The 17,459-nt window shown below is 71.9% G+C and carries 18 protein-coding genes; 12 read left to right on the top strand and 6 right to left on the bottom strand.

The features are described from left to right. Positions 1–26 precede the first annotated feature (26 nt). Positions 27–437, top strand: a complete 411-nt coding sequence (locus OG559_RS05630; RefSeq protein ID WP_405113143.1) for a GIY-YIG nuclease family protein — start codon at positions 27–29, stop codon at positions 435–437. A 319-nt stretch (positions 438–756) separates the two neighbouring features. Here OG559_RS05630 and OG559_RS05625 read toward each other — a convergent pair whose 3' ends face one another. After that, positions 757–2,919 carry a choice-of-anchor J domain-containing protein gene (locus tag OG559_RS05625; RefSeq protein ID WP_405113141.1) on the bottom strand — a complete coding sequence of 721 codons (2,163 nt, stop codon included), beginning with the start codon at positions 2,917–2,919 and terminating at the stop codon, positions 757–759. Positions 2,920–3,228: 309 nt separating this feature from the next. Between OG559_RS05625 and OG559_RS05620 the strand changes: the two genes are divergently transcribed. Beyond that, the gene (locus tag OG559_RS05620) at positions 3,229–4,581 is read left to right on the top strand and encodes an AAA domain-containing protein (protein ID WP_405113139.1); all 1,353 of its coding nucleotides are present in this window, start codon (positions 3,229–3,231) and stop codon (positions 4,579–4,581) included. A 9-nt stretch (positions 4,582–4,590) separates the two neighbouring features. On the opposite strand, the gene OG559_RS05615 is transcribed toward OG559_RS05620, so the two are convergent. Both OG559_RS05615 and OG559_RS05610 read right to left on the bottom strand, forming a co-directional pair. Next, positions 4,591–5,499, bottom strand: a complete 909-nt coding sequence (locus OG559_RS05615) for an aminoglycoside phosphotransferase family protein (protein WP_405113137.1) — start codon at positions 5,497–5,499, stop codon at positions 4,591–4,593. A 2-nt stretch (positions 5,500–5,501) separates the two neighbouring features. Further along, positions 5,502–6,857, bottom strand: a complete 1,356-nt coding sequence (locus tag OG559_RS05610) for a helix-turn-helix domain-containing protein (protein WP_405113135.1) — start codon at positions 6,855–6,857, stop codon at positions 5,502–5,504. A gap of 324 nt (positions 6,858–7,181) precedes the next feature. On the opposite strand from OG559_RS05610, the gene OG559_RS05605 reads away from it, so the two are divergent. From OG559_RS05605 to OG559_RS05580, 6 genes are all read left to right on the top strand, one after another. Beyond that, the gene (locus OG559_RS05605; RefSeq protein WP_405113133.1) at positions 7,182–7,658 is read left to right on the top strand and encodes a glycine-rich domain-containing protein; all 477 of its coding nucleotides are present in this window, start codon (positions 7,182–7,184) and stop codon (positions 7,656–7,658) included. A 65-nt stretch (positions 7,659–7,723) separates the two neighbouring features. Then, positions 7,724–8,638 carry a hypothetical protein gene (locus OG559_RS05600; RefSeq protein ID WP_405113131.1) on the top strand — a complete coding sequence of 305 codons (915 nt, stop codon included), beginning with the start codon at positions 7,724–7,726 and terminating at the stop codon, positions 8,636–8,638. A 366-nt stretch (positions 8,639–9,004) separates the two neighbouring features. Next, on the top strand, positions 9,005–9,382 hold the full coding sequence (locus tag OG559_RS05595; RefSeq protein WP_405113129.1) for a globin: 378 nt from the start codon (positions 9,005–9,007) through the stop codon (positions 9,380–9,382). Next, entirely contained in the window at positions 9,379–10,488 is a 1,110-nt protein-coding gene (locus tag OG559_RS05590) for an FAD-binding oxidoreductase (protein ID WP_405113127.1), read from the top strand. The genes OG559_RS05595 and OG559_RS05590 overlap by 4 nt, the downstream gene beginning before the upstream one ends. 151 nt (positions 10,489–10,639) lie before the next feature. Then, entirely contained in the window at positions 10,640–11,497 is an 858-nt protein-coding gene (locus tag OG559_RS05585; RefSeq protein ID WP_405113125.1) for an SAM-dependent methyltransferase, read from the top strand. A gap of 150 nt (positions 11,498–11,647) precedes the next feature. Further along, complete coding sequence (locus OG559_RS05580) at positions 11,648–12,280, top strand: hypothetical protein (protein WP_405113123.1); 633 nt, start codon at positions 11,648–11,650, stop codon at positions 12,278–12,280. Between the two features lie 171 nt (positions 12,281–12,451). On the opposite strand, the gene OG559_RS05575 is transcribed toward OG559_RS05580, so the two are convergent. Next, complete coding sequence (locus OG559_RS05575) at positions 12,452–13,354, bottom strand: cellulose binding domain-containing protein (RefSeq protein ID WP_405113121.1); 903 nt, start codon at positions 13,352–13,354, stop codon at positions 12,452–12,454. A gap of 201 nt (positions 13,355–13,555) precedes the next feature. On the opposite strand from OG559_RS05575, the gene OG559_RS05570 reads away from it, so the two are divergent. Genes OG559_RS05570 through OG559_RS05560 form a run of 3 tightly spaced genes read left to right on the top strand, consistent with a single transcriptional unit; the run spans position 13,556 to position 14,942 of the window. After that, positions 13,556–14,266, top strand: coding sequence for a hypothetical protein (locus OG559_RS05570; protein ID WP_405113119.1), 711 nt, complete (start codon positions 13,556–13,558; stop codon positions 14,264–14,266). Positions 14,267–14,280: 14 nt separating this feature from the next. Next, the gene (locus OG559_RS05565) at positions 14,281–14,541 is read left to right on the top strand and encodes a hypothetical protein (protein WP_161687487.1); all 261 of its coding nucleotides are present in this window, start codon (positions 14,281–14,283) and stop codon (positions 14,539–14,541) included. Then, entirely contained in the window at positions 14,538–14,942 is a 405-nt protein-coding gene (locus tag OG559_RS05560; RefSeq protein ID WP_405113117.1) for a hypothetical protein, read from the top strand. The genes OG559_RS05565 and OG559_RS05560 overlap by 4 nt, the downstream gene beginning before the upstream one ends. Positions 14,943–15,010: 68 nt before the next feature. Here the strand turns inward: OG559_RS05560 and OG559_RS05555 are convergent, their stop codons facing one another. Continuing rightward, positions 15,011–15,697, bottom strand: coding sequence for an SMI1/KNR4 family protein (locus OG559_RS05555; protein WP_405113115.1), 687 nt, complete (start codon positions 15,695–15,697; stop codon positions 15,011–15,013). An 86-nt stretch (positions 15,698–15,783) separates the two neighbouring features. On the opposite strand from OG559_RS05555, the gene OG559_RS05550 reads away from it, so the two are divergent. Beyond that, a complete protein-coding gene (locus tag OG559_RS05550) occupies positions 15,784–16,296 on the top strand; it encodes a GNAT family N-acetyltransferase (RefSeq protein WP_405113113.1) in 513 nt (170 codons plus the stop codon). A gap of 258 nt (positions 16,297–16,554) precedes the next feature. On the opposite strand, the gene OG559_RS05545 is transcribed toward OG559_RS05550, so the two are convergent. Further along, a complete protein-coding gene (locus OG559_RS05545; protein ID WP_405113111.1) occupies positions 16,555–17,406 on the bottom strand; it encodes an aldo/keto reductase in 852 nt (283 codons plus the stop codon). Positions 17,407–17,459: the final 53 nt, after the last annotated feature.

Genomic DNA, 17,459 nt, shown 5'->3' with positions numbered 1-17,459 from the left:
AGGACCGACGCCGGTAGCCTCCGGGCATGCCCGATGCCACCCTTGACGACCTGTTGGCCGACTTCACCTTTCCCCAGCCGTACACGATGGCGGCTGCCGCCGGCACCCCCGCCTCGCCGGGCGTGCACGTGGTCCTCGATCGCGGCGTGGTCGTCTACGTCGGCCACACCGGGAACCTGCGGCAACGCCTGCGGCAGCACCTGAGCGGGAACCGTGGCTCGTCCGTGCTGCACGACCAGGTCGGCCAGCGCCTCGACCGGCCGGGCAACGCGGCGTCGGCGGCCGACATCGCCGGCTGGCTGGGACGGTGCGAGATCCGCTGGCAGGAGACGGACAACCCCGAGAGTGCGAAGGAAAGCCTGGTCCTGGCACTGAGGCCGCAGTTCAACCGACAGGTGCCGAAGCCCCGTCGTGTCGCGCCGGAGGGAAGTGCCTGACGGCGGCGTTGGCTCCGGGGTGGTAGGGCCGGTGGGTCAGGCTGGGAGGTGATGGTGTCGGGCTGGAGGGTGCCGCCCGCCGTCGAGGCGGAGCATGTCATCACGGGCCGTCGAGCTGGCCGCTGCTGGCGTCCCGCGCTGCTTCCTACCAGTTAGGAACGGCGGGTAGCGAAAGCAGGTCGGAGCAGGAACGCCCTCTGGTGCTGGCAGCGCGATCGGGCGCGAGCGCGACACGGCGGCCCGATGGGTGGTCCCCGATAGGGCCCGGGCACCCGCCTCCAGAAACGGCGACAGGTGCCCGGGGTTGTGCGGGGTCAGGTCAGGCGGTGCCGCCCGGCTGGACCACTCCGTTGACCTTCAGCGTGTACGGCGCGTACTGGTTGACCTGCTCGGTCGGCTCGTCGTAGGCGACCACGGCGACGACCTTCGGGAACAGGCTGAGCAGGGCCAGCTGCGCCCGGTTCAGCGTCAGGCTCGACTTGCCGTCGAACTCGAACTGCGCGGCGATCGAGTGCTTTTCGTCGATGCCGATGAGCCGCAGGTTCCAGTTGTTGACGGTGATCGGCTTGATCTCCGTCGGCGAGTCGAACGGGGCGAGGCTGGTGCCGTCGCTGACCGCCGTGCCGCCGACGGTGATGTCGTCGACCAGCAGACCGCCCTCGTTGACGCCGCCGTCGCTGACGTAGCGGAAGCCGAGCAGGATCGTCTTGCCGGCGTACGCGGACAGGTCGTACGAGTGCGCCTCGAACCCGTTGGTCGTTCCGTTGAGCGCCGGACCGAACGGCCCGTCGATCGTCTTGTCGCCCGGGATGGCGGTGTAGCTCGCGCCGCCGTCGGTGGAGACGGTGACGTAGCCGTAGTCGAAGCCGAACTCCGCACCGTACTTGGCGGCGAAGCGCAGCGTCGGGTCGGCGGTCGGCACGGCGACCGACGTGACCGCCGCGGCGTCGATGTTGTTGCCGTTTCCGGACCACAGGACCGGGTTGCCGGGGCGGTCCGGGTCGTTCGGCACGACGGTCCACGACAGCGGCAGCGGCGGCAGGGTCTTGGTGCCCGCGAACGACAGCGACCGCAGGTCACGGCCGCGCAGGATCTGCCCGTCGGCCTTCTGCAGCGGTACGAAGTCGGCCCCGTTCGGCGCCGCCCCTGGGGTGGCGTTGGCGGCCGGGTTGGCCAGGTTGACCGTGGAGCGCAGGCTCGGCGTGGTCACCCGGCTCTTCGGTACGCCGAGCATGATCCCGCGCCGCGAGTCCCCGACGATCTTGTCGACCAGCGTCATCGTCTGGTAGTCGTGGATGACCTGGTACATCTTGCTGATGCCCTTGGCCTTCAGCGCCGCGTCCAGGCTGGCCAGCCCCTGCCGTTCACCGTCCTTGTGCAGCCGGGACATGATGTCCGTGCCGTACCGGTCGTACAGGAACTGCATGAACGAGTACGCGTTGCCGTAGTCGGCGAGCACCGCGTTCGGGTTCGGGCTCTCGCCCCACAGGGTGAGCGAGTTCTCCGGGCCGCCGCAGTCCCGCGGGTTGACGTTGTACGGCGTCTGCACCGTGCCGAAGCCCTGGTAGCAGTAGATGTGGCTGTCGGCTCCCCGGTCGAAGACGGTCGTCGTGGTGTCGACGTAGCCGGTCAGCGTCTGGGCGAAGTCGGCCAGGCCCTCGTTGATCCAGTTCCCCTCGAAGGGGTCGGTGTAGTAGTGCGCCAGGTGCTGCCACTCGTGGGCGAAGGTGCCCTCGTAGTTGGAGGGGCGGGCCGGGCGGCTGGTGCACAGGTCGTCGGTGGGCTCGTTCGGCGGGTTCGCCCCGGTGCGGTGGGCCCAGTCGAACGCGTCGATGGTCATCACGTTGCGGTCGAACAGCTCGTTGAACTGGGCCGAGAAGAAGCCGGCGATGTAGGTCGGGTTGGCCGGGAACTCGTAGTAGTTGTCGTCCCGGACGTTGTCGATCAGGGTGACCGTCTTGTTGCCGCCGCCGGTGTAGTCGCCGCCGTTGCCGTTGGCGTCCGGGCCGAGCAGGGCGTTGGTGCCGTCACGGTCCGGCGGCGTGCTGAACGCGGCCGTCTCCTTCGGGTACATGTTGGTGTCGAACTCGTGGACGAAGCTCGCCACCTGCGCGTCGGTGATCTGCGTCGACGAGGGGATCTGGATTCGGCAGTCGCCGGCCGGGAAGGCGATGTCGTTGGCGACCCACACCTCGACGTTGTTGCCCGAGCCCCGCAGCGTGTAGTCCTTGCGGTAGATCTGGCCCTGGAGGTCGTCCATCCCGAGCCACTGCCGCACCGTGCCGACCGGCGGCGTCGTCGCGGCGGACGTGGTCTTCGAACGCTCCTGCGCGCGCGGCTGGTACCGGGCCGGCGTCTCGACCTTGCGGCCGTCCAGCGTGAGGTCCTTGCGGGTCAGCTCCCGGGTGTCGCTGGGCTGAGCCTGCTTCGCCACGGGCTTCGCGGGCGCGGCCGTCGCGGTGGACGCGGGAAGGACGCCCATGAGTGGTAGGACGAGTGTGATGGCTGCTGCACCGGCGATGCGGCTGCGTGCCATGGGCCCCCCTTTGGGGATGATGTGAATCCGGTTGACGGGGTCGCCGTCACAATCCACCGGGATGACATCCATGTTTGTATTGGCATTGATTGCCTTTGGCAATCGTCCTACCGCGTGATCTGTCTTCACCGAGTCGGCTCTCCTGCCCCGTGGACGCCGCGTGCTCCCCGCCGCAGCCGGGTGGCGGCAAGCCGTAGGTACGGCCGTGTCGGTGCCTGCGGGTAGGGTCGCAGCACCTGGTGGGAGGGGAGATCGATGCTCGGGCTGGAGGTGCCGCCCGCCGTCGAGGCGGAGCGCGTCATCACGGCAGTGCTGGCCGACCTGCGCTCCGGCGATCACCGGGGCGTGGTTGTCGACTCGCCGCCCGGGGCCGGTAAGTCGACGCTCGTGGTCCGCGCCGCCGCCGAGCTGGCCGCCGCCGGTGAGCCGCTGATCATCATCGCGCAGACCAACGAGCAGGTCGACGACCTCATCGACCGGCTCGCCCGCAAGGCCCCCGAGCTGCGGATCGGCCGCCTCTCGGCGGCCGACTACAAGCCGACCGAGCGGGTGAAGGGCCACGACACGGTCAAGGTCGCCGCGAAGGTCGCCGACCTCGGCGGGCCGGCCGTCATCATCGGTACGGCCGCCAAGTGGGCCATGATCACCGAAGGCTCCTGGCCGTGGGCGATCGTCGACGAGGCGTACCAGATGCGGTCGGACGCCCTGTTGCGGGTGGCCGGCAGGTTCGAGCGGGCGCTGTTCGTGGGCGATCCTGGGCAGCTCGACCCGTTCTCCACGGTCGAGACCGCGCGGTGGACGGGCCTGACCTGGGATCCGATGCAGTCCGCGGTGGCGGTGCTGCTGCGGCACAACCCGCAGTTGCCGGTGCACCGGCTGCCGGTGTCGTGGCGGCTGCCCGCGTCGGCGGCGCCGGTGGTCGCGGCGGCGTTCTACCCGTTCACCGGGTTCCGCGCCGGCACCGGGCGCGACGACCGGGCGCTGACGCTCACCGAGGCCGGGCCGGGGGACGCGGTCGACGCGGCGGTGGAGCTGGCGGTGTCGTCGGGATGGGCGCTGTACGAGCTGCCGGAGCGGCACACCCTGCGTACCGATGGGGAGGCGGCTGCGGCGTGCGCGGCGCTGGCGCTGCGGGTACTGGCGCGGGGCGCGGTCGCCGTCTCCGAGCACGCGCCGGCCGGCACGCCGGTCACCGCCAACCGGATCGCCGTTGGGGCCGCGCACCGCGACCAGGTCGCGGCCATCCGCGCGCACCTCGGCGAGGCCGGCGCGGGCATCACGGTGGACACCGCCAACCGGCTCCAGGGCCGCGAGTACGACGTGACGATCGTGCTGCACCCGTTGTCGGGGCGGCGGGACGCGACGGCGTTCCACCTGGAGTCGGGGCGGTTGTGCGTACTGACGTCCCGGCACCGGCACGCGTGCGTGGTGGTGGCGCGGGCGGGCATCGCGGAGCTGCTGGACGCCCACCCGTCGACCGAACCGATCCACCTCGACGTGCCGGTGAAGTTCCCGGACGGCTGGGCAGCAAATCAGTCGGTTCTGCTTGCGCTTGAGAAATCAACGCTACGAGGACGGCTGCACAATCTTTCCGGCGCGCACCGGTGACGGCGGTTCTCAACTGATCAGGTCGGCGAACGGCGTCCAGCGTGCCTGGTGGTCGCCTTCCACCACGGACTGGAGCCGGGTGGTGAACTCCCGGACGATGTTGGCGGAACTCGCCAGGAGCGGAACGGCTGCCGCGATCATCTTCAGCTCGCGCGCCTCCCGCAGCAGGGGCCAGTTCGGGTCGGTGGTGACGTCGTATCCATAGGTGTCAGCCAACGATCGGTACGACCCGGTGCCGCCGAACCGGGCTTCGCCGACGGCGACTGCCACCAGGTCTACCTGCCAAGGTCCGACGCATGTCGCGTCGAAGTCACACAGCACGGCCCGGCCTGACGGCTCGCGGAGCAGGTTCCCGACATGGGCGTCCCCGTGGATCAGTTGTCCCTCCGTGTCCCGGCGCAGCGTATCCAGCCGAGGCTCGAGACGGTTGCACCAGTCCACCAGGAAGTCGCGATCGCGATCGCTGAGTCCTTCGGCATCGTCCAGTCTCCGGCGCGCGTCGCCGACCGGATCCCACGCCGGCAGGGGAAAGGGTGGAACGCCAGACGTGTGGAACTCCCGCAGGGCCCGGCCGAGGTCTTCGGCTGTTGGTGCCGGCGAGGTCGGCGGGACGTACTCCCAGACGGAGGCCAGCAGGCGGCCGACCTGAACTGGCTGCTCGACATCCACCGCCAGCCGGATGGCCGGCGCGTCGACGTAAGCAAACCATCGCGCGAGCCGGACAACCTTGCCCACCCGGTCGTAGAGCTGGTGGGTGCGGGCGATCCGGATGACGATCGCGGCGCTGGGCAGCGCGAAGACGGCGTTGTTGGTCAGGCGCAACAGCTGCGCATCCCGGGTGGGCGCTCCCAGATTGGCGGCAACCTGGTGCATGGCCTCTGTCATTGCCTTCTCGGCAAACCGTCCTGCTTCAGCCATGCTCAGCCTGCTGTCGGGTGGATCGTCGCCAGGCTCAGGCTGTGCTCGAACTCAGCGATCGCAGGTAGCTTGCGGTGCCGCGCCAGATCACGTCGCAGGTTGCCAACCCGGTCGATCACCCGCCTTGAACTCATGGCTCGGGCCTGGTTCAGGACGCGCGTGCCGACCGTCAGCGCCTGCTCGGGCTGATCAGCCAGGAACAGCGCACTGCACAGGCCGACCTCGTTGAGCAGCGTGCTGCGAACGTTCGCCGGACCGAAGGCGGCAATGGCGCCTTCCACCCAGCGCACCGCCTCAGGGGCGCGCTTCTCGTCCCGGCGTGCCAGGTCTCGGTAGACGCGGCCGTACTGGGCGAGCAACTCGCCACGGTCGTAGAAGCTCATCCACTCCGGTTCGTGGACACCGCCGATGCGGTCGAACTCGTCACTGGCCTTGCCGAGTGTGGTCACCGCCTCCCCGTGCGCGCCGAGCGCGGCGAGTGAGGCGGCCTCCGCGCCCAGGAGCAGAGCGTTGACCGCAGGTGTGGCCTGCGCTGCGACGTGGGCGCGGGCAAGCTGCAACGTCGCAAGCGCGTCCTGGTTGTGGCGGAGATGCTGTAGCTGCTTGGCCTGGGAATAGCGGATCATCGCAGCCAGAGGAGCATCGTCCGCAGCGAGTGCGGCTCGTTCGGCTGCGACGAAATGACGGTGGGCGTCGCTGTGCTTGCCCGCGTCGAGAGCCGTCCAACCGGCCAACTGCCGAGCTGCCGCCACCGAGGCCACGAGGCTGGAGGTCAACGCCTGCGTGTGTGACCAGTCGAGCATCCCGTACACCGACTCCGCGAAGTGAGCCACCTCTCGATACAGGAGGCAGCCTCCGCTCTCGTAGTCCACTGACCGGTACAGCTCCAGAACCGCGTTGAGGCGAGCGACATCCCTGGCGCCGATGCGACGAGGCTGGGTGGCATCCGTCGTCGCAATCAGCCCGGCCCCCGCAGCCACGGCTGCGATACCGGCCAGCAACGCCCGTCGGCCCTCATTGGGAGGCTCCACGGAAGGTCGATCCTGAGCAGGTGCAGGCGGCAGACCCCTTCCTGCCCTGCCGTTCGTCTCGGGAAGTGCGAACCACAGGTGCGTGCTGGGGACGCGGAGCACCTGTGCCCAGTGGGTGAGTCGGTCCAGGTGAACGATCGGTGAGCCGTTCTCGACTCGGCTGAGCTGCGCCTGGGTGATCCCGAGCCACCCGGCGACCGCGCTCTGTGGCAGCGGATTCCGCCCGTGGTACGGGTGGCAGCGGAACGCCCGGATCACCCGTCCGAGGTGCCGGTCGGCCAGAGCCCGCCGTACCGGCTCGTGTTCCCAGAAGTTGGCCGGCACCATCGGTGGTCGGCTCAGTCGGTCCCGTTCGGCGGACTGGCACGGGGTGCACCGTCCACTGTCGTTGTCACGGGCCAGCCGGCCGCCACACCGGGGGCAGTTCGCGTGTGTCACGGGAAACCTCGCCATTCGCGGGTGGCTCCGTCCGTAGCGCCTCGTCGAGCCTATCCATTCAAATCCGTTCCGTGGAGGACCGGTATACGTACCGCGTATATCGACGACGCTCGCGGTGGCATGTCGCACCGGCACGGCCGCCCTGAACCTGGAACCCGGCTCGCGTGGCCCTCGCGATCGGGCCGTGTACTCCGCTACCCCGGAAGGAGCACCATGCTGCTGACCGTCGACCGGACCCGTACCGGCCGGACCCTCGTACCGGATGAGCTTTTCACCGTGCTGACCGCCCGTATCGCCCGCGACCACCCGGAACTGGCGGCGGACCTACCCGTCAGGATCCTGGACCAGGCGCTCGCCTTCCTCGGCGCCTGCGCCGTCACCGCCGAGCCGATCGGCCCGAGCCGCCTGGTCGACATCGGCTGGCATACCTTCATCCTGCACACCCACGAGTACGCCGCCTTCTGCCAGCGCGTCGCCGGCAGGTTCATCCACCACGAGCCGGAGCCCTCGCCGGACGAAGATCGCCCGTCCGTGCCGGAGCCGATCGGCGCGCCGATCTCCCGGACGGTCGCCGCGATCACCGCCTCCGGCTTCGCCGTTGACCCGCCGCTCTGGCTCGGAGCGTGGCCGGACTGCACGTCGAAGTGCCACCAGTGCCACGCCGGCTGCCACAACAGCCCGACCGGATAGCCCTGCTCGCCGGGGGTCCCGGGCATAGACTGCCCGGGACCGCTCGCCCGCCGGGAGAACACCGCATGCCGCGTCGCCAGCACTGGGAAGACCTCCCCGATGGGGTACGTCGGGAGATCGAGCGGCATACCGGACGGGTCGTCTCGGCATACTCGATTCCCACCGGAGCCTCCTGCGACCTGGCCGCCAAGCTTGACGCGACCGGCGGTCGGGTGTTCTGCAAGGGTGGCCCTGTGGACGGCCCGCTTGCGTGGCTCTACCGCAAGGAGGCGCGGGTCAACCCTTGGCTGCCGGACACCGCGCCCCGCCTGTGCTGGACCGTCGAGCGGGACGGCTGGCTCCTGCTCGGCTTCGAGTACGCCGCCGGACGCCATCCGGAACTGGTACCGGGCTCGCCGGACCTCGGCCCTCTCGCCGAGTCACTAGCCTCTCTGGCGCGCGCGCTGACGCCCTGCCCGCCGGTGCCGGTGCAGCGGTTCGCCGACCGTTGGCGTGGGCTGATCGCCCCCGAACTGGTCGACGGGGACACCCTGCTGCACACCGACATGACGCCGCGAAACTTCCTGATCGGTGACCGGCTGCGGCTCGTCGACTGGTCCGCGCCCTGCCGAGGCGCGGCCTGGGTCGACACCGCCTTCCTGCTGGTACGCCTCATTCGGGCAGGTCACCAGCCCGCCGAGGCGGAGGCGTGGGCGGCCCGCGTTCTGGCGTTTGCGGGCGCTCCGGCGGAGGCGGTCACCGCGTTTGCCGACGGGCTGGTGTGCCTGTGGGACCGCATGTATCGGTCCTCGTCCGCGCCGCATCATGGGCCGCTGCTGGAGGCGGCCCGGCGCTGGTCGGAGTACCGGCAGGACGGGGACGTGGGGAGCAGTCGGACAGCGGTCATTGGCCGCGGCCTGACCGACGCCAACACCGGTCGCGTCCCCGAAGGAAGCAGTGTCAAGGGTGACGAAAGAGCCGTGGTCGTCCCCCTAGCATGATCGTGGCGGAGAAGCCAGACATCCCGGATGCGTGACCTGCTCCGCTCGGCGACCCTGGCGTCGTGCTCGGCGCCGCCGCCTTCGCCGGCCATCGCATCGCCGCCCGGCTTTCCCGCCACCGTTCCTGAGTAGTTCGCCGGCATACGCACTGTTCATGCCGCCGAGTTGATCGCCGTCATGGCGTGACCGGCCGCGCCCGGCAGGCTGCTTCACATGGCCCGGGGCGGGTGCTGGCTCCGGGGATACGTCCTCCCCCGACGCGTCCCTGCCCCCGCCCGCCCCGGCGCCATTCCACCGATCAACCGGGGCACTCCCTCCACCGAATCCGTCGACGAGGGGCCCCTCCTTCCAGCAGGGAGCGTGAGCGTGGCGTACTCGGACGAGGTCGTGCGGGAGGCCGTGTGGCAATGGCTGCGGCTCGTCGCGGCGGACGCGGAGCTGGAGCCGTACCTGGTCGGGGTCGATCTGGGCCGGTTCGCCGACCACCTGGCGGCGACCCTCGGCGCGGCGCTCGACGGGCGTGCGACGGCGGATGCCTGGCCGGGTTTCGGGCTGGGGGAGGAGCAGCACCGGCGGCTGGTCGACTACCTCGCCGGGGTGCTCTGGGCACTCGACGTGTCGCAGGCCGCGATCGCCGCCGCCCGCGCCGCCTTCGCCGGGGAGACACGCCCAACCGGGTCCGCCGGGGAGTCACGCCCAGCCAGGGCCGTCGGGAAGGCACGTCCGTCCGGGGTCGGCCGGTGAGGGGCGTCGACCTCGCCGCCTCCTGGGCGGTCACCGTCGCCGGCATCGACCGGGCCGCCGACCACTTCTGGTGCACACTCGCCGACCGGATGCCCACCCTGCTGCCCGAACGCGACGCGCCGCTGTTCCTGGCGGCCCTCGGCCAGCTCGCGGCCGGCGACGACGACCGGGCCGGGCGGGCCGCGCTGCTGACCGTCCTCGGCCGGGCCTGGCGCGACTGCCATCTCGGCCCGCACCACCAGGCGATGGTCGGCGAGGCCCTGGTCGCCACGGTGGCCCGCAACGCTCACCCACAGTGGACGGCCGCGCTGGCCGGTGCCTGGGAGCAGGCCGCCCGCCGCACGCTGACCGCCGTCCGGCTTGCAGCCGACCGGGTCGGCGACGGCCCGGCCTGGTGGGCGGTCGAGGTGCTCGACCACGACCGGCCCGCCGAGGGCGTCGCCATTCTCACCGTACGTCCCTGGCGGCGGCTGCCGTTCCGCCCCGGCCAGGCCGTCCCGGTCAGCGTGCCCGGACTGCCCGGCCGATGGCGCTGGTACTCACCCGCCAACGCGCCCCGCCCCGACGGCACGATCGAGCTGCACGTCCGCGCGGCCGGCGTCGTCTCCCGCGTCCTCGTCGACCGGGTACGCCCCGGCGAGCCGCTCTGGCTCGGCCCGCCCCGGGGCGCCGGCCTCACGCTCGCCACCGACTCGACCCCCGACCTGCTTCTCGTCGCCGGGGGCACCGGCCTCGCCCCGCTGCGCGCCCTGGTCGAGCAGGTCGCCGCCGAGCAGGTAGCCCCGGGGCAGGCGACCAGGGCCGGCCGGCGGGTGACCCTGGTCGTCGGCGTCCGCGCCTTCGCCGACCTGTACGACCCGATCAGCCTCGACAAGCTCCAGACCGCCCACGACTGGCTGACCGTCGTGCCCGCGTTCTCCCACGATGAGCACGCCGAGCCCGACGAGCGGGGCGACGCCCTGACCGTCGCACTGCGGCACCATCGTCCGGGCCAGGAGGTGTACGCCTGCGGCCCGCCGGCGATGGTGGCCGGCGCGCGGCTGCGGCTGCTCGCCGCCGGGGTGCCTGCCGCCCGCATCCACCTGCCCGACGGCTGCGAGCGCTGACCGCGCCCCGATCCGCCACGGGAAGCCACGAGGGGTCCACACGCGATGATCGACGGGTCAGCGGTCCGGCGATCCGACGCCTACGCTGTGTGGGGGCACCGGCCGTCCGGGAACCTTCGGCTGGCCGGGGCCTCTCCTGGCCGCACGAACGATGAGGATTCCCGTGGGTTCCGCAACCCCTCAGGACGACCACACCGCTCGGCTCTCCGACCGATTCGACACCAGCGTGCCCCACCCCGCCCGGCGCTACAACTACTGGCTCGGCGGCAAGGACAACTTCGCCGTGGACCGGGAGTCCGGCGACCGGATCGCAGCCGCGTACCCGGCGATCCGCACCCTCGCCCGGGAGAACCGGGCCTTCCTCCAGCGGGCGGTGCGGTACCTGGCCGGCGAGGCCGGCGTCCGGCAGTTCCTCGACATCGGCACCGGCATCCCGACGGCCGACAACACCCACGAGGTGGCCCAGGCCGTGGCCCCCGAGGCGCGGGTCCTGTACGCCGACAACGATCCGATGGTGCTGGCCCACGCGCGGGCGCTGCTGACCAGTTCCCCCGCGGGCACGACGGCGTACCTGGACGCCGACCTGCGCGACCCCGAGCGCATCCTGGCCGCCGACGGGCTGCACCGCACGCTGGACCTGTCCCGGCCGGTGGCGCTGCTCCTGGTCGCGGTCGCGCACTTCCTGACCGACGCCGACCGGCCGTACGAGGTGGTCGGCCGGCTGGTCGAGGCGCTGCCGTCGGGCAGCTACCTGGTGCTGAGCCACGTCACCATCGACCTCATGCCCGCCGAGGTCGTCGCGCGGATGCACGTCGAGCTGGCGGCGCGCACGGTCGAACGGGAAGCCGTCCCCCGGTCCCGGGCGGAGTTCGCCCGGTTCTTCGACGGCCTTGACCTGGTCGAGCCGGGCGTCGTCCCGGTGACGCAGTGGCGTGCCGAGGTGCCCGAGTCCGAGCGCCCGCCGCTGGCCGAGGCGTCGATCTACGGCGCGGTCGCCCGCAAGCCCTGACCTCGGCGTGCCCCGCCGTGCGCCCGCCGTGCCGCTGCCATCCGCCGCCCGCGGTTCCGGCGGGCGTGGTCGCGCTGCTTTCGCATGCATCGATCGGTGTGAGATCGTCGGTGTCGATGCGTGGCCATCTCGGCACAGGGGGTGATCGGCGTGGGGATCGCTGGCGGGCCGTCCGAGTGGTCGGTGCGGAAGTTCGGGCCCACCCTCGCGGTGGCCCTGCGCCGGGAGATCCCGGCTGCCCTGCACCGTGCGGTCGAGCTGGCCCGAGGCGCTCGGGAGGCGTCCGAACTGGACACCGACCACGCCTTCGGGCCGGTGCGCTGGAAGCAGCAGTACGAGGTGCTGCACGAGCACCTGCGCGAGCTGCCCGACGTGACGGACGTTCATCCTCCGGGCGCGCAGGTGCGGGTGACCATCTGCCGCGACCAACTCCTGCTGCCGTGGCGGTACGCCAAGCGCGCCGACGTGGACATTCGGGACGCCCGGCCCGGCCGTGACCTCAGCCGGCTGATCCGGGACCTGTTGGTGCTCTTCGGGCCGGAGCCCAGCCACGAGGAGGTGCCCCTGCCGATGATGCCGCGCAGCCCCGAGGAAGCCCGCGACCGTGAGCCCCTGCGGGAGATCGTGGCGCAGTTCGCCGCCCGGCCCGAGGTGGTACTCGTCGGGTTCGCCTGCAACTCCGACGCGGGCCTGCTCCGCGTGTCCTGGGGTGAGGCGGCACTGGTCCGCGACAACGAGCTGGAATGGGGCCACGTCGAGGACCTGCCACTGCCCGCCCGCTGATCGACGGCGGGGCCCGGTGCCGGACTGGTTCTTCCGGCGCCCCCACGCCATGGACCGGCTCGACTTCCAGACGGCGATGGCGAGCCTGGTCGAGACGCCGGAGGTACGGCCGCCGGCCCGCCGAACCGGCTGACCGGTACCGGCGGTTTCCGCCGGGCTGCGGGTGGCGGCTCAGCTGGCGTACTGGTCGCCGAACTCGCGGACGCCGTCGACGTCGAGGGTGATCCGGCTGTTGTCGGTCCGCGCCCCGGTCGCGGCCCGCCAGCTCGGGTCGTCGCGCTCGTCGATGTTGCTCCAGTCGGGCCGGTGGAGGCGGAGCTGGATCGGCCCGGTCGACGCGCCGGGGGCGAGCACCCCGTCGGTGAAGGTCAGCTCCACCCAGCCGGGGGCCGGCGTGCCCGGCAGCGGGTAGCGGGTCGGCGTTGGCACTGGCGTCGGGCCGGGCGAACTGCCCGGGGGCGTGGGCGGGATGAAGAAGAAGAGTTGGTGCCGGATCCGGCCGCAGCCCAGCTCCGCCCAGTCGCACTCGGTCACCAGCGAGGTGTTGCCGCCCTCGAAGAGCAGGTGGTACCGCACCCGCACGGTGGTGAGGTTCAGCGGCTGCGTACCGGTGTTGGTGACCAGCAGGTCGAACTGGGCCTGGTTGTCCGTCGGCGACCAGTCGCGGTTGAGGTAGCTGACCTTCGCCTTCCCGTAGGCGGTGCGCAGGCCGGTGACGGCCGAGGGGACGGAGTAGCCGCCGATCGCGTACGCCTGGATCGCGATCCGGTAATCGGTGCCCGGTGCCAGGTCGGTCAGCGTGATGCCGGACGTGCCCACGTCACCCAGGCCCCGGTACGTGTGGGGGCCCAGCGGCATCATCACCTGGTATCTGATCGGACCCGCGCCCTCCGGCTCATCCACCCAGGTCGAGGGCGTCCACGACAGGGTGAGCCGGTGGGCCTCGTCGACGACCACGACGGGCGCGCCCGGGGTGGTCAGCGCCGGGACGTCGTCCGCCTGGGCGGCGGTGACGGCGAGCAGGCTCAGCAGCGCGGCGACGGCGGCCGCGGCGATGACACGACGGACACGCATGGTGTCGATGCTAGGGATTTGATGAGTCAACATCAATGTGTGTTCGGCTGGATCTCCGGTTCCGTGGGCATACACGGATCCGCGATTTCCGCCGCCAGCGAATCCCGTGATTACTGTCGTCGTCCCGATAGAACGACCGCTCTGGTGATCTACCCAGGTCGATAGAGTCCCCGGGCAAAGGCCGTCACCGAAAGGCGGGCCATGAAAGCCCTTCCTCCTTCTTCCCTTTCCCGTCGGCGTCTCCTCGTCGGCGCGGCCGCCGCCTCGGCGCTCACCGCCGTCGCCGGGACCGCCGCCGAGGCCGCCCCGTCCACCGCGTCCACCGGGCTCGCCGGTGCGCCCGTCGCCCGTGACCGGATCGCCGCCGCCCGCCTCCTGGTGACCGGCGTCGGCCCCGCCACGGCCAACTTCCAGGCCGACCTCCACGACCGGCTCAGCGCCTGGCTGGCCTTCTGGTCGGCCAACTCACCCCCGTCGTGGAGCGCCCCGGTGGAGGTGGCCGGCGAGCCGACCGCCACCGGCGACGCCTTCACCCTGCACACCCTGCGCGTACGGCGGGGCGAGTACCTCGCCGACGGCTTCACCGCCGGCCGGCGGGACGCCGCCCACCTGGCCACCGAGGCCAGCCTGCACCACCACTTCCCCTCCGTCCGGCGGCTGCCCGGCGGCGGGCTGCGGGTGACCGACGGGGCCGCCGCGTTCACCGGCTCACCCGAGCAGGTCGCCTTCGCCGCGGTGGCGTGCCGCGAGCTGTGGGGCTTCGCGGCGGCGGGCACCACCGACTGGCGGGACCACGCCAACCGGGCGCTGGCCCGGGCCGGCCATCGCGCAGACGTTGCCTCCCGCGCCGGGTGGGCGGCCTTCACCAGGGCGAGCCTGCGGCTCGGCCTGGGCACCGAGTCCTACCAGTAGAGAAGAGAAAGCAGATGGCACGCAGCGAGTTCCGGTTCGTCGTCGACGGGGTCGACCTCACCGCCGATCAGCAGAGCCTCATCTCCCGGGAGATCCAGAAGGCCGGCCTCAACGCCCTGAGCGTGGCCGGCAGCAAGCTCACCAACCCGCTCACCGTCGGGCACGGCAACATCAAGCTCCGGCCCGAGTGGTACGGGCTGTGGGTGATCAACGGCCCGTTCGCCGACGAGATCGGCCAGAAGATCAACGACCTAGGGTTCTGGATCCAGAAGTGACCCAGCCCCACCACCGTCCGGACCCGCCGGAGCGGATGTGCCCGAGTACGCCGGCGGCCAACGCCACCGTCTTCCTCGGCATGATCACTCCGGCGGGGCGGGTCGCCTACGTAACGCCGCAGCTCCCGGCCGAGGTGGCACTCGCCACGGCCGCCGGGTCGCCGGAGCCGGTCGAGTCCCGGTACCGGCTCGCCGGCCCCTGCGTCACCTCGTCCTGCGGCTTCTGGACGGGCGACCACTGCGGCCTCGGCGCCCGCGTCGCCGACTCGTACCGCGAGGTCACCGGGCCGACCGAGGAGGAGTTGCCGCGCTGCGCGATCCGGCGCTCCTGCCGGTGGTACGCCGAGCAGGGCGCCGCCGCCTGCGCCGCCTGCTCCCACGTGGTCACCGACGCCCGCTGAGAGGCTGCCTGCTCACCGCCGCGCGCCGGCCCGCCATCGGGCGACCGCCCGCCGACCGCCCGCCGGAGTCAGGGGCGGGCCGTTCCCGCCCCCGCGACGCGCTCGGCGGCCTCGTCCAGCCAGCGGCGGTACCACCCGGCGAAGCCCAGCGGCGTGCCGTCGTCGTCCAGCAGCGGCTCCAACCCGCCCTGCTCGGCGGTGCCGTCGGCCCACATCGTGCCCCGGGCCGGCCCGGTCACCACCAGGACGTCCCGCAGCGCACAGCCCCTGTGGCACAGGTACAGCAGGCCGACGAAGTGCGCCTCGTCGTACATGATCGCGTCGTGCCGCTCCCACCAGGACTCCTCGGCCGCGTCGTATTCCTCGGCCGAGGCGAAGTCGTCCTCCTCGGGCTGCTCGGGCAGGTCGTCCGCCTGGTTGAACGCCTCGGTGTGCGGGAACGGCCGGACCAGGGAATCCGGGGTCGTCATGTCGGCGCCGTCGCCCTCCCACTGCCACCGGCCGTCGACCCGGCTCGGCGGGAACAGCCCGTACGCCGGGCCCGCGCCGCCCCGGCCCGCCTGGAGCAGGAACGACCGGTACTCCGTCGGCAGCTGCACCTGGAACTGGCCCTCCAGCTCGGCCAGCTCCGCCGGGGTCAGCGGCGGCTCCAGCTCCCAGCCGTGCCCGCCCGCCCCGAACACCTCGTCGACCGCCGGGGCGGCGGCCAGGAGGCCGAGCCTCTGTCGTACGTCGGACCAGTCGTGTCCCGTCACGCCCGAGACCGTACCGACACCCGCCGACGCTCCGGGTCGTCGGTGCTGTGAGGTTGACTGTGCGCACCGAGCACGGAGGAGGCCGCATGGGCGGGACGTCGGCGGGGGTGCGGGTCGAGCGGTGGGCCGAGGACGACCTCGACCTGTTGCGCCAGCTCAACATCCACGAGGTCCGGGAGCACACCGGGGGCCCGGAGACCGAGGAGCAGGTCGTCGCCCGGCACGCCCGCTACGTGGCCGGCCCCGGCCCCGGCAGCGGGAACATGTTCACCGTCGTGCTGCCCGAGCGGGTCAAGGTCGGCAGCGTCGGCTACTGGGAACGGGTCTGGCACGACGAGCCGGTGTACGAGATGGGCTGGGCGATCCTGCCCGCGTACCAGGGGCGCGGGCTGGCCACCGCGGCGGTGCGCGAGGCGCTGGCCCTGGCCCGCGCCGAGCGGACCCACCGGCACGCCCACGCGTACCCCTCGGTGGGCAACCCGCCGTCGAACGCCGTCTGCCGCAAGGCCGGCTTCGAACTGCTCGGCGAGACCGACTTCGAGTACCCGCCGGGCCGGTGGATGCGCTGCAACGACTGGCGCATCGCGCTCACCGACTGACCACCGCCGGCCGGAGCCGCCCCCACGCCGCAGCCCGGTGCCGCTACCAGGGCACGACGCCGTACCCGCCGTCGCCGTTGTCGCCGCTCCGGGCTCGCCGACCGAGGCCGCGTTCCACGGCTCGCCGACCGGGTCGGTTCCTGAGCGGCTGTCCCCACCGCGATGAACCCGCCGGGGCGGACACGTAGGGCCCGGCCGGCTGCGGAAGCGGGCCCTCGCCGGCCGTGGAGGCGGTGACGAGGGCCCCGACGCGTCCGCTCAGTCGGGGAGGTAGTCGAAGGTGTCCGGGTTCGGCCCCTGCCGGCCCGCCTCGCCCCTGTCCAGGCCGCTGATCCGGGCCATCGTCGCGTCGTCCAGCTCGAAGTCGAAGATCCGGAAGTTCTCCTCGATCCGGCTCGGGGTGGTCGACTTGGGGAAGACGATGTCGCCGCGCTGCACATGCCAGCGCAGCACGACCTGGGCCACGGTCCGGCCGACCTGCCCGGCGATGTCGAGCAGGGTCGGGTCGTCGAGCACCTTGCCCTGCGCGATCGGGGACCACGCCTCGGTGCGGATGTCGTGCGCGTTGCCGTACGCGCGCACGTCCTCGTTGCCGAAGTACGGGTGCACCTCGATCTGGTTGACCGCCGGCGCCACGTCCGCCTCGGCGGCGAGCCGCTCCAGGTGCGGCACCTGGAAGTTCGACACCCCGATGGAGCGGGCCCGGCCGTCGCGCCGGAACTCCTCCAGGACCTTCCAGGTGGAGAGGAAGTCGCCGTCGTAGCGGGTGGGCAGCGGCCAGTGGATCAGGAACAGGTCGATGTGGTCCATCTTCAGCGCCGCCAGTGTGGAGTCGAACGCGCGGCGGGCGTCGTCCGGGCGGTGGAAGCCGTTGCTCAGCTTGCTGGTGACGAAGACCTCGCCCCGGTCCAGGCCGGAGGCGCGGACCGCCTGGCCCACCTCGGCCTCGTTGCCGTACATCTCGGCGGTGTCGATGTGCCGGTAGCCGATCTCCAGGGCCCGGCCGACCGCCTCGGCGGTGTCCTTCGGCTCGATCTGGAACACCCCGAAGCCGAGCTGCGGGATGGTATTGCCGTCGTTGAGCGTGATGTCGGGAATCGTGTTCGCCATTCGGCCGCCTCTTCCATTCGTCCGGGGCCGGCCGGTGCGGGAGCGCTTTCCCG

Origin of the sequence: Micromonospora sp. NBC_01405 (assembly GCF_045040155.1) — a bacterium.
GTDB lineage: Bacteria > Actinomycetota > Actinomycetes > Mycobacteriales > Micromonosporaceae > Micromonospora.
Note: the sequence above shows the minus strand (reverse complement) of the source record. Positions and strands in the feature narration are given on the sequence as shown.

Coding starts and splice junctions, on each gene's coding strand:
- OG559_RS05630 (WP_405113143.1), top strand. CDS start 27: ATGCCCGATGCCACCCTTGACGACCTGTTGGCCGACTTCACCTTTCCC.
- OG559_RS05625 (WP_405113141.1), bottom strand. CDS start 2,919: ATGGGCGTCCTTCCCGCGTCCACCGCGACGGCCGCGCCCGCGAAGCCC.
- OG559_RS05620 (WP_405113139.1), top strand. CDS start 3,229: ATGCTCGGGCTGGAGGTGCCGCCCGCCGTCGAGGCGGAGCGCGTCATC.
- OG559_RS05615 (WP_405113137.1), bottom strand. CDS start 5,499: ATGGCTGAAGCAGGACGGTTTGCCGAGAAGGCAATGACAGAGGCCATG.
- OG559_RS05610 (WP_405113135.1), bottom strand. CDS start 6,857: ATGGTGCCGGCCAACTTCTGGGAACACGAGCCGGTACGGCGGGCTCTG.
- OG559_RS05605 (WP_405113133.1), top strand. CDS start 7,182: ATGCTGCTGACCGTCGACCGGACCCGTACCGGCCGGACCCTCGTACCG.
- OG559_RS05600 (WP_405113131.1), top strand. CDS start 7,724: ATGCCGCGTCGCCAGCACTGGGAAGACCTCCCCGATGGGGTACGTCGG.
- OG559_RS05585 (WP_405113125.1), top strand. CDS start 10,640: ATGAGGATTCCCGTGGGTTCCGCAACCCCTCAGGACGACCACACCGCT.
- OG559_RS05575 (WP_405113121.1), bottom strand. CDS start 13,354: ATGCGTGTCCGTCGTGTCATCGCCGCGGCCGCCGTCGCCGCGCTGCTG.
- OG559_RS05570 (WP_405113119.1), top strand. CDS start 13,556: ATGAAAGCCCTTCCTCCTTCTTCCCTTTCCCGTCGGCGTCTCCTCGTC.
- OG559_RS05565 (WP_161687487.1), top strand. CDS start 14,281: ATGGCACGCAGCGAGTTCCGGTTCGTCGTCGACGGGGTCGACCTCACC.
- OG559_RS05550 (WP_405113113.1), top strand. CDS start 15,784: ATGGGCGGGACGTCGGCGGGGGTGCGGGTCGAGCGGTGGGCCGAGGAC.
- OG559_RS05545 (WP_405113111.1), bottom strand. CDS start 17,406: ATGGCGAACACGATTCCCGACATCACGCTCAACGACGGCAATACCATC.